General features: G+C 69.1%; 3 protein-coding genes and 2 pseudogenes. All 5 read left to right on the forward strand.

Annotated elements, in window-relative coordinates:
* A pseudogene (locus CFB82_RS22170) lies at positions 1–215 on the forward strand (transposase); the annotation flags it as partial.
* A gap of 136 nt (positions 216–351) precedes the next feature.
* Positions 352–546 (forward strand): annotated as a pseudogene (locus CFB82_RS42380) (YdcF family protein); the annotation flags it as partial.
* Positions 547–1,139: 593 nt separating this feature from the next.
* Positions 1,140–9,746 carry an autotransporter-associated beta strand repeat-containing protein gene (locus tag CFB82_RS22175; protein ID WP_089485296.1) on the forward strand — a complete coding sequence of 2,869 codons (8,607 nt, stop codon included), beginning with the start codon at positions 1,140–1,142 and terminating at the stop codon, positions 9,744–9,746.
* Positions 9,747–9,901: 155 nt separating this feature from the next.
* Complete coding sequence (locus CFB82_RS22180; RefSeq protein ID WP_089485297.1) at positions 9,902–12,124, forward strand: amylo-alpha-1,6-glucosidase; 2,223 nt, start codon at positions 9,902–9,904, stop codon at positions 12,122–12,124.
* A 96-nt stretch (positions 12,125–12,220) separates the two neighbouring features.
* Complete coding sequence (locus tag CFB82_RS22185; protein ID WP_069252195.1) at positions 12,221–12,472, forward strand: hypothetical protein; 252 nt, start codon at positions 12,221–12,223, stop codon at positions 12,470–12,472.
* The last annotated feature ends 166 nt before the right edge of the window (positions 12,473–12,638 follow it).

Consider the following 12,638-nt stretch of genomic DNA (forward strand, 5'->3'; position numbering starts at 1 on the left):
AACTGATTCACCGCGGCAAGTACAAGACACTGAGCGAGAAGCAGCGCAAGTGGCTCAAGCGACGTCAGGCGGTCGAACCGATCATCGGCCACGTCAAACAGGATCACGGACTGCGGCGCTGCTGGCTGAAGGGTGCCACCGGCGATGCGTTGCATGCGGTGCTGTGCGCGACGGGCTTCAACCTGCGCTGGTTGCTGCGCGCGATTGCCCGACTGGGCATCGGGCCAGTCTCGTTGCGCTTGCTTCGGCACGTCAAAAGCGCGGCTTTCGCGCATTATTTCCTCACCATAACCCGGCAATTACGGGTTGGCGTACCCATGCACTTGCCATTTCGATGGGCGGCGGTGTTGACGCGCGCGATTCAACTCGCGACGAGGTCGCGTTGCGCGCAGCTCGAAACGACCGCCTGAATTTCGCATGTCCGACTACTCCAGCTGGCGCGAAGTGCCGGCGTACGCGGTGTATGCGGTGCGGCTGTGGGTGAACCCCGATGCACGGCCGGTTTCGTTCCGGCCGATGCTTTATCTGATGAGCCTGTTTTCGTAACGGGGGATGGTGTTCGATCGATACGCGACGGAAATCGAACGGATCGGCCAAGTGCCGGATTTGCTTTATTTCGTCTGACGAATAGCGGCGTGGGGATTATCTCGTGTCGATATTTTCCGGGTGTGCCGATATTGCGTTGCAATAAATCGTCTTGATAATCACGCCGATATCGGTATTTTCACCGATGCGATGATTCCCGTATTTTTTGAGAAATATCAAACCGGTTGACAGGCGGCATCCGAAATTACCTGTCTGAAGCGCTCCGATAAGTAAAAAATGCGCGCTCACTGCACCCCCGAAATGAAAGGGTAAAAGATCGACTGGAAAAGCCTGTTTTTTTGATATAGCCTTGTCTGACAAAAAGCAGGGCGGTAATCAAATCAACCAGAAAATCGCTGCAGACAAAACAGGGGCCACCGACATGTCATTCGACTAGTTTCACGCCTGCCTGCCAGGGCCAATAAAAGATTTGTCCATGAATTAGCCGACGTCGCATCGCGACAGCCGGGGGGCACGCTTTTGTCCGCGATTTTCTGCGGCCGGCTGTTCGATTTCACGGTAATGCCAATTCCAAAAACATAACGAGGGAAAGCATGAATCTTGCGCGTTCGAAAAAATCCGGCGAACCGTTTCCGAAATTGCTGTTGCCGACGGGTGTTTTTCTGGCGCTGTCCGGCGCCGGTATCGTGCCCGCCTATGCGACCTGTAGCACGGCGGGCACGACGGTGACCTGCTCCGGCGTCGCCAATCCGCTTGCGCCGAGCTATTCGAACAGCGCGAACAATATCCACGCGACCGTCAACCCCGGAGCGAGCGTCGGCGTGCTGCTCGGCGTCGGTGGCACCGCGATGTCGCTGACGGGCAACAATACCCAACTGACCAACAACGGCACGATCGACCCGTCGGCGCTCGGCTCCGGCCTCGGCGTGCTGTCGAGCGGCACGGTGATCGGCAACGCGGCGGCGAGCGCCGGCACCACCGTCATCAACAACGGCACGATGAACGGCTCGACCGGCGTGGCGATCAGCGGCGTGACGGGCATGGCGCTGTCGGTCCAGAACGGCACGGGCGGCACGTCGACGATCAACAACACCGGCACGATCGGCTCGAACCCGCTGGTTGGCGCGACCCTCACCGGCGCGGATGCGCCCGTGGTCGCCGCATACGGCGGCGCCACGGTCAACATGACGAACAGCGGGACGATCACCGGCCGCGTGTCGCTCGGTTCGAACGGCACGCCCGGGGCGGGCAATACGTTCGTCAACTCGGGCACGATCAACGGCAGCGTGTCGATGGGCGCGAACAGCACGAACGCGTTCACCGCCGTGACGGGCTCGTCGGTCAACACGGCGGGCGGCACCGGGGGCGCACTGAACATCACGGTCGGCCCGATCACGCTCGGTGTCGCGGCGACGGGCACGGTCGACGGCGGCGCGGGCGGTGACAACACGCTCAAGCTGCAACAGGGGGCGGGCGCGAACGGCACGATCGCGGTCAACAACTACATCAACTTCAATCACGTCGATGTCCAGAGCGGCAACTGGACGATCAACGGCGCGTCGACCGCGCAGGACGCGACGCTCGCGGGCGGCGTGGCGATCATCAACAACAACGCGTCGCTCGGCACCGGCACCATCACGGCCACCGGCGGTGCTCTGCAGGCGGGTGCGGTCGGGCTCAACGTCAGCAACAACGTGAGCCTCGGCGCGGGCGGCCTGACGGTGCAGGGTTCGACCGGGCTCACGCTGTCGGGCACGGTATCGGGCGGCGGCGCGCTGACGAAGAACGACAGCGGCACGCTGACGCTGTCCGGCGCGAACAACTACACGGGCGGCACGAACCTGAACGCGGGCGGTCTCGTGGTCGGCAATAATTCGGCGCTCGGCACCGGTGCACTGAACGTCAACGGCTCGGCCACACTCGACTCGAGTACGAACGCGACGCTCAACAACACCGTCAATCTCGCCACGGGCACGACGCTGACGGTCGGCGGCAGCAACAATCTCGGGCTGGCCGGCAGCATCAACGGCAACGGCGGCCTCGTGAAGAACGGTGCGGCGACCACGACGCTGACGGGCGCGAACACCTACACGGGCGGCACGACGATCAACAGCGGTACGCTCGCGCTGGGCGCGGGCGGCAGCCTCGCGGCGAGCGGTACGGTGAACCTGAGTGGCGCGGGCGCGACGTTCGACCTGAGCGGCGCATCGGGCACGCAGACGGTCGGCGCGCTGGCGGGCGCGGCGGGCACCAACGTGAACCTCGGCGGCAATTCGCTGACGTTGAACGGCAACGGCAATGCGACGTACGCGGGTACGATCGGCGGCTCGGGCGGTGTCACGCTCACGGGTACGGGCACGCAGGCGTTGACCGGCACCAACGTGTACACGGGCGGGACGAACCTGAACGGCGGCAACCTCGTCGTCGGCAGCAATACGGCGCTCGGCCTCGGCGCGGTGAACGTGAACGGCTCGTCGACGCTCGACGCGACCACCAACGTGTCGCTCGCGAACGCCGTCAACATCGCCACCGGCACGACGCTGACACTCGGCGGCAGCACGAATCTCGGCCTGAACGGCACGGTGTCGGGTGGCGGCGGTCTCGTGAAGAACGGCGCGGCGACCGTGACGCTGTCCGGTGCGAACAACTACGCCGGCGGCACGACCCTGAACGCAGGCGGCCTGGTGCTCGGCAACAATGCGGCGCTCGGCACGGGCGCGCTGACCGTCGGCGGCGCGGCGACGCTCGATACGAACACGAACCTGTCGGTCAACAACGCAGTCAACCTCAACACCGGTTCGACGCTGACACTGGGCGGCAGCAATGCCCTCACGCTGAACGGCGGCATCGCCGGCGCGGGCGGTCTCGTGAAGGACGGCGCGGCGACGACGACGTTGACGGCCGCGAACACCTACACGGGCGGCACGACGATCAACGCGGGTACGCTGGCGATCAGCGGGGGCGGCAGCCTCGCGGCGACCGGCGCGATGAACCTGGCCGGCGCGGGTGCGACGCTCGACGTCAGCGCCGCGACCGGTGCACAGTCGATCGGTGCGCTGTCCGGTGTCGCCGGCTCGGCCGTGAACCTCGGCGGCAACGGGCTGACGCTGGGCGGGACCGCCAGCGGCACCTTCGGCGGCGCGATCGGCGGCACCGGCAGCCTGACGCTGGCGGGCACCGGCACGCAGACGCTGAACGGCGCGAGCACCTATACGGGCGGCACGAACCTGAACAGCGGCAGCAGCGTGGTGCTCGGCAACAACGGTGCGCTCGGCAGTGGCACGGTGAACGTCGCAGGCACCGCGACGCTCGACACCAACACGAGCCTGTCGGTCGTCAACGCGGTCAATCTCGCGAACGGTTCGACGCTGACGCTGGGCGGTAGCAATGCGCTCGCGTTGAGTGGCGGCATTGCCGGCGCGGGCGGTCTCGTGAAGAACGGCCCGGCGACCACGACGCTGACGGGCGCGAACACCTACACGGGCGGCACGACGATCAACGCGGGCACGCTGGCGGTGGGCGCGGGCGGCAGCCTGGCGGCGACGGGCGCGGTGAACCTGGCAGGCGCGGGCGCGGCGCTCGACCTGGGCGCGGCGACTAGCGCCCAGACGATCGGTGCGCTGTCGGGTGTCGCGGGGACGACAGTCAACATGGGCGGCAACGGGCTGACGCTGGGCGGGACCGCCAGCGGCACCTTCAGCGGCGTGATCGGCGGGGCGGGCAGCCTGACGCTGGCCGGCACCGGCACGCAGACGCTGAACGGCGCGAACGTCTATACGGGCGGCACGAACCTGAACAGCGGCGGCCTGGTGCTCGGCAACAACGGGGCGCTCGGCGGCGGCGCGCTGAACGTCGGCGGCGCGGCGACGCTCGACACGAGCGCGAGCCTGTCGGTCAACAACGCGGTCGATCTCGGCACCGGCGCGACGCTGACGCTCGGCGGCAGCAACGCGCTGACATTGAACGGCGGCATCACCGGCGCGGGTGCCCTCGTGAAGAACGGCGCGGCGACGACGACGCTGACGAGCGCGGCCAACTACACGGGCGGCACGACGATCAACGCGGGCACGCTGGCGCTCGGTGCCGGCGGCAGCCTGGCGGCGACGGGCGCGGTGAACGTGGCCGGCGTGGGCGCGACACTCGACCTGAGCGGCGCGACGGGCGCACAGACGATCGGCGCACTGAGCGGCGTCGCCGGTTCGGCCGTGAGCCTCGGCGCGAACGGCCTGACGGTAAGCGGGACCGCCAGCGGCAATTTCGGCGGCACGATCGGCGGCACCGGCGGCCTGACCGTGTCCGGCACGGGCACGCAAACGCTGTCCGGCACGAACACGTATACGGGCGGCACGACCATCAATGGCGGCAGCACGCTGGCGCTCGGCGCGGGCGGCAGTCTCGCGTCGACCGGCACCGTGAACCTCGCCGGCACGGGCGCGACGTTCGACCTCGGTGGTGCTTCGGGTGCGCAGACGCTCGGCGCGCTGACCGGGGTGGCCGGCACGAACGTGAATCTCGGCGCGAATGCGCTGACGTTGAGCGGCAACGGCAACAACACGTTCGGCGGTGCAATCGGCGGCACCGGTGGCGTGACGTTCGCGGGCACGGGCACGCAAACGCTGACGGGGGCGAACACGTACACGGGCGGCACGACGGTCGGCGCCGGCGGCACGCTGGCGCTCGGGGCGGGCGGCAGCCTGGCCGCAACGGGTGCGGTGAATCTTGCCGGCGCGGGCGCGACGTTCAACCTGAGCGGCGCATCGGGCTCGCAGACGATCGGCGCGTTGAACGGCGCGGCCAATACGAACGTGGATCTGGGCGCGAACGGGCTGACGCTGAGTGGCACTGCCAGCGGCACGTTCGGCGGCGCGATCGGCGGTACGGGCGGCGTGACGTTCGCGGGCACCGGTACGCAGACGCTGACAGGTGCGAATACGTATACAGGCGGCACGACGATCGACGCCGGCAGCACGCTCGCGTTGGGCGCGGGCGGCAGCCTCGCGTCGGGTAGCGCTGTGAACCTGGCCGGCACGGGCGCGACGTTCAACCTGAGCGGCGCATCGGGCCCGCAGATACTCGGCACGCTGAGCGGTATCGACGGCACGAGCGTGAACCTGGGCGCGAATGCGCTGACGCTGAACGGCAGCACCAACGGCACGTTCGGCGGCGTGATCGGCGGTACGGGCGGCGTGACGTTCGCGGGCACGGGCACGCAGACGCTGACGGGCGCCAATACGTACACGGGCGGCACGACCATCAATGGCGGCAGCACGCTGGCGCTCGGCGCGGGCGGCAGTCTCGCGTCGGGCAGCGCGGTGAATCTCGCCGGCGCGGGCGCGACGTTCAACCTGAGCGGCGCATCGGGCTCGCAGACGATCGGCGCGTTGAACGGCGCGGCCAATACGAACGTGAACCTCGGCGCGAACGGGCTGACGTTGAGCGGGACCGCCAGCGGCACGTTCGGTGGTGCGATCGGCGGCACCGGGGGCGTGACGTTCGCAGGCACCGGGACGCAGACGCTGACAGGTGCGAATACGTATACGGGCGGCACGACGATCGACGCCGGCAGCACGCTTGCGTTGGGCGCGGGCGGCAGCCTCGCATCGGGCAGCACGGTGAATCTCGCCGGCACGGGGGCGACGTTCAACCTGAGCGGCGCATCGGGCCCGCAGATACTCGGCACGCTGAGCGGCATCGGCGGCACGAACGTGAACCTGGGTGCGAATGCGCTCACGTTGAACGGCAGCACCAACGGCACGTTCGGCGGCGTGATCGGCGGCACCGGCAGCGTGACGTTCGCGGGTACCGGCACGCAGACGCTGACGGGCGCCAATACGTACACGGGCGGCACGACGATCAACGGCGGCAGCACGCTGGCGCTTGGCGCGGGCGGCAGCCTCGCGTCGGGCAGCGCGGTGAATCTCGCCGGCACGGGTGCGACGTTCAACCTGAGCGGCGCATCGGGCTCGCAGACGCTCGGCACGCTGTCCGGCGGCGCAGGCACGAACGTGAATCTCGGCGCGAATGGGCTCACGCTGAGCGGCAGCGGCAACAACACGTTCGGCGGCGCGATCGGCGGCACCGGTAGCGTGACGTTCGCGGGCGCCGGCACGCAGACGCTGACGGGCGCGAACACCTACACGGGCGGTACGACGATCAACGGCGGCAGCACGCTGGCGTTGAGTGCGGGCGGCAGCCTCGCATCGGGCAGCACGGTGAATCTGGCCGGCACGGGTGCGACGTTCGACGTGAGCGGCGCGACGGGCGCGCAGACACTCGGCGCGTTGAACGGCGCGGGCGGCACGAACGTGAACCTCGGCGGCAACGCACTGACGTTGAACGGAAGCGGCGGGACGTTCGGCGGCACGATCGGCGGCACGGGCGGCGTGACGTTCGCGGGCGCCGACACACAGACGCTGACGGGCGCGAACACCTACACGGGCGGCACGACCATCAACGGCGGCAGCACGTTGGCGCTGGGCGCGGGCGGCAGCCTCGCATCGGGCAGTGCAGTGAATCTCGCCGGCACGGGTGCGACGTTCAACCTGAGCGGCGCATCGGGCCCGCAGACGCTCGGCACGCTGTCCGGCGGCACTGGCACGAACGTGAACCTGGGTGCGAATGCGCTCACGCTGAACGGCGCCGGCAACAACACGTTCGGCGGCGTGATCGGCGGTACGGGCGGCGTGACGTTCGCGGGTACCGGCACGCAGACGCTGACGGGCGCCAATACGTACACGGGCGGCACGACCATCAATGGCGGCAGCACGTTGGCGCTCGGTGCGGGTGGCAGTCTCGCGTCGGGCAGCGCGGTGACGCTCGCCGGCACGGGGGCGACGTTCAACGTGAGCGGCGCGACGGGTGCACAGACGATCGGTGCGTTGAGCGGCGGCGCCGGCACGAACGTGAACCTCGGCACGAATGCGCTCACGCTGAACGGCAGCAGCAACGGCACGTTCGGCGGCGCGATCGGCGGCACGGGCGGCGTGACGTTCGCGGGCACGGGCACGCAGACGTTGACGGGCGCGAACACCTACACGGGCGGCACGACGATCAACGGCGGCAGCACGCTGGCGCTCGGCGCGGGCGGCAGCCTCGCGTCGACCGGCGCGGTGAACCTCGCGGGCGCCGGTGCGACGTTCGATGCGAGCGGCGCGACGGGCGCGCAGACGATCGGCACGTTGAACGGCGCGGCCGGCGCGACCGTCAATCTCGGCGCCAATGCGCTGACGTTGAACGGGAGCGGCAACGGCACGTTCGGCGGGACGATCGGCGGCACGGGCGGCGTGACGATCGCCGGCACCGGCATCCAGACGCTGACGGGCGCGAACACGTACACGGGCGGCACCACGATCGCGGCCGGCGGCGCGCTGCAACTGGGCAACGGCGGCACGTCGGGCAGCATCGCCGGCAATGTCGTCGACAACGGCGCGCTGATCGTCAATCAATCCGGCGACGTGACGATCGCAAGCGTACTGTCCGGTGCGGGTTCGCTCACGCAGGCCGGCAGCGGGCAACTGACGTTGACGGGCACCAGCACGCTGAGCGGCCCGACCACGGTCAGCGCGGGCACGCTTGCCGTCAACGGGTCGCTCGGCCAGTCGACCGTGACCGTGCAGAACGGTGCGACGGTCACGGGCACCGGCACGATCGGCGGCCTCGTGGTGCAGAGTGGCGCGACGGCGGCCGCGTCGCAGCCGGGCGCGGCGCTGAACGTGGGCGGCAACGTCACGTTCCAGCCGGGCTCGACGTTCCAGGTCGCGGCCTCGCCGCAGCAAAGCGGCAGTCTCGCGGCAAGAGGCACGGCGACGCTGAACGGCGGCACCGTGCAGGTGCTCGCGAACCAGAGCGGCTACCAGCCGAGCACGACCTATACGATCCTCTCCGCAGGGTCGGGCGTGCAGGGCACGTTCAGCCAGGTGAATGCGAACTACGCGTTCCTCGCGCCGACGCTCAGCTACGATCCGGATCACGTGTACCTGCGGCTGGTCTCGAACGGTACCGCGTTTCCCGATGTCGCGACGACGCCGAACCAGCGCTCGGTCGCGGCCGCGCTCGGCGGGCTCGGCGCCGGCAATCCGCTGTACGACGCCGTGGTGACGACCGACGCGACGACCGCACGCCGCGCCTACGGGCTGCTCGACGGCGAACTGCAGGCGAGCCTGAAGAGCATGCTGCTGCTCGACAGCCGCTATGTGCGCGACGCGGTGACGGATCGTGTCCGCCAGGGCCTCGCGCCGGGATCGGGCCCGCTCGCGGCGCTATCGTCGGGTGGCGCGGCCTTGTGCGGCGACAACACGGCCGGCGCGGTCGACCCGACGCTGCCGCCGGAACGCCGGATCGGCTCGCGCGACGGCTGCTACGGCGGCACGCCTTACCAGCCGGTCGTCTGGGGGCAGGCGTTCGGCGGCCGCAGCCGGCTCACCGGCGACGGCAACGCGTCGACGATCAACCGCAGCATGACGGGCTTCATCGCCGGTGCCGACATGGCGCTCAACGACAAATGGCGTGCGGGCCTGGCCGCAGGCGTCACGCACAGCTCGCTCGACAACGACCAGAGTTCGTCGGCGTCGGTGAACAGCTACTACCTGTCGCTGTACGGCGGCGCGCAGTACGGCGCGCTCGGCGTGCGCGGCGGCGCGTCGTACACGTGGTACCGCATCAACAGCGACCGTTCGCCGGGCTTCGCGGGCTTCTCCGATCACGATTCGGCCGGCTACGACGCGAATTCGGCGCAGGTATTCGGCGAAGTCGGCTACGCGCTGCCGGTCGGGCCCGTGGCGATCGAACCGTTCGCGGGCCTCGCGTATGTGAACCTGCATACCGACGGCTATACGGAAACCGGTGGCGCGGCCGCGCTGCGCGCCGGCGGCGAGACGACGCACGTCGGCTTCTCGACCCTCGGCGTGCGCGCGGCGTCGCAGCTCGGCTCGATCGCGAGCGGCACGTTCACCGCGCGCGGGACGGTCGGCTGGCGGCATGCGTTCGGCAACGTGACGCCGTCGTCGGCGTTCACGTTCGCGAACGGCGGCACGTCGTTCCAGGTATCGGGCGTGCCGATTGCTCGCGACAGCGCCGTGCTCGAGGCCGGCATCGACGCGAACATCACGAAGCGCCTGACGCTCGGTCTCACGTACAGTGGCCAGTACGGCAGCGGCGTGCGCGACAACGCGATACTCGGCAACATCCTGTGGAAGTTCTGAACGATTACTGATGTGCCTGAACGCGACGCCCTGCGGCGACGGCAACGTCGCACGGCGTCGCGGCTTTTTCCTCGCTGCGCACGTTCCCCGTTCTGTCCTATCCTGTGCGAAACACGCGACGCGCCGCGCGTTGCGGACCCGACACAGGAGCATCGATGCCGAATCACGCTGAAGCCACGACGACCCAGGCGCCGCAAGTCGCGCCTGTTGCCCCGATCTCACCGACGGGCCCCGCGTTCATCGCGCCCGAAGCCGATCCGCAGGCACTGGCGCGCAACAACCAGTACGTGCTGAAATCCGGCGACGCGTTCGTGGTCAGCGACGCGCTCGGCGACATCGGCGGTCACGACGACGGCCTGTTCGTGGACGACATGCGCGTGCTGTCGAAGTGGCGCCTGACCTTCGGCGGCCGCGCGCCGTCGCTGCTGTCGGGTGCGACGAGTGCCGACAACGCGTCGTTCACCGCCCACCTGACGAACCGTCCGCTGCCGCCGCTCGGGGGCCACGAGACGCCCGAGGGCGTGATCCACATCGAGCGGATGCGCGTGCTCGCGGGCGACGTGCTTTACGAAGCGCTGACGCTGACGAACTACGGCGCGATCGAAGCCGAGGTGCCGCTGTCGCTGTCGTTCGCGGCCGATTTCAAGGACATGTTCGAGGTGCGCGGCACGCAGCGCCCGAAGCGCGGTGCCGTGGCGGCGCCGCGCGTCGACGCGGGCGCGGTGCGGCTGCGCTATGACGGCCTCGACAGCGTCGAGCGCAACGTGACCGTGCATTTCTCGCCGGCGCCCGATGCGCTGTCGGTCGATCGTGCCGACTACACGCTGACGATCGCCGCGCAGGCCTGCGTGTCAATCTACCTGACCGTCGACGCGACGCTCGGCCCGGTGCATGCGGAAGGGCCGGGATGCGGCCGCGTCGCGCTGCGCACCGCGCTCGTCGGCGTGCACCGCGAGATGCGCGCGCGGCGCGAATCGATGGCGCGCGTGAACACCGGCAATCCGCTGTTCGATGCGTGGCTCGACCGCTCGCTCGCGGATCTCGGGCTGCTCACGACGCAGCTCGACACGGGGCCGTACCCGTACGCGGGCATTCCGTGGTTCTCGACGCCGTTCGGCCGCGACGCGGTGATCACGTCGCTGCAGATGCTGTGGCTGCAGCCGTCGCTCGCGCGCGGCGTGCTACGGTTCCTGGCCGAGCACCAGGCGCGCGAAACGTCCGCATTCCGCGACGCGGAGCCCGGCAAGATCATGCACGAGTTCCGCCGCAGCGAGATGGCCGCGACGGGCGAGGTGCCGTTCGCGCTGTACTACGGCGGGGTCGATACGACGCCGCTGTTCATCGTGCTCGCGGGCGCCTATGTCGAACGCACCGGCGACGATGCGTTGATCGACGAGCTGTGGCCCGCGCTCGAGCGCGCCGCGCAATGGGTGATCGACAAGTGCGACCGCAATCCTTACGGACTGCTCGATTACCAGCGCACGTCGGAGCGCGGCCTCGCGAACCAGGGCTGGAAAGACAGCCACGACTCGGTGTTCCACGCGGACGGCCGTTTCCCGGACGGGCCGATCGCGCTCGTCGAGGTGCAGGCGTATGCGTGCGCGGCGCTCGATGCGATGTCGATGTGCTCGCACCGGCGCGGCCACGCGGCCGATGCCACACGCTATGCGTTGCGCGCGAAGACGCTGCGCGAGCAGGTCGACGCGCTGTTCTGGATGCCGGAAGGCGATTTCTACGGTATCGCGCTCGATGGTCATGGCGACCTGTGCCGCGTGTTCGCGTCGAACGCGGGCCACCTGCTTGCATTCGGGCTGCCCGACGCCGAGCGCGGCGCGGCGGTCGCCGGCGTGCTCGGCTCGGCGCTGTTCCAGACGGGGTGGGGCATCCGCACGCTCGCGGCCGGCCAGCCGCGCTTCAACCCGATGGCGTATCACAATGGTTCGGTGTGGCCGCACGACAATGCGCTGATCGCGCGCGGGCTGGCGCGCTACGGTGACAAGACCGCCGCGGTGAACCTGCTGCGCGCGCTGTTCGAGGCGGCGGTGAGCTTCGAGATGCGTCTGCCTGAACTGTTCTGCGGGTTCCCGCGCCGGCGCGGCGAACCGCCGACCGCGTATCCGGTGGCCTGCCTGCCGCAGGCGTGGGCGGCCGGTGCGCCGTTCATGATGCTGCAGGCCTGCCTCGGCGTGAGCATCGACGCATCGCGCCACGAGGTGCGCGTCGAGCGCCCGACGCTGCCGGAAGGCGTCGACTGGCTGCGGATCGACGCGTTGCGCGTCGGTGACGAAACCGTGTCGCTCACGTTCCGCCGTGTCGACGGCCAGGTCGTCGCGTCGGCGGAGCAGCCGGGCCGCGTGAAGGTGGTCGCGGTGCTGTAGCGGGGCGCCGCGCGAACGTTGCGCGATGTCGCGCCACGTTCGCGTGCAGCGGCATAGAATCGTGACATGACCCTTGAACGATGGCGGAGGTAGACGATGACGACCGACAACCGGCCCGACGACAACGAACACAAGCTCGAGAATCTGGAAGCGGCGGTCGACCACCTGCACAAGTCGATCGAATCGCAGAGCATCGCGGTCGGCGCGGCGAAGGGCATCCTGTTCAGCCTGATCGAAACGCTCGGTGCGCTGATCGGCGATCCCGACCTTCCCGAGCATGCGCGCTCGGGTTACGAGGCGCTGCGCGACAAGGCGAGCGAATTGCGCGGCGGGCTCGACCGGCATTGATGCCCGGATGGCCCCGGCGCTTGCCGCACGGGCTGCGCCGGGGCTGCCCGATTCTGCAGACGAAGCACAAAACCCCGTGCGCTCAAGGAGTTAGGTGGCCGGTGCGCAGGATATCCACAAGCTTGCCAACACAATCTGTGGAGAACCGTCCGGCCCCGAGCCGGGG

Source organism: Burkholderia sp. HI2714 (assembly GCF_002223085.1).
GTDB lineage: Bacteria > Pseudomonadota > Gammaproteobacteria > Burkholderiales > Burkholderiaceae > Burkholderia > Burkholderia lata_D.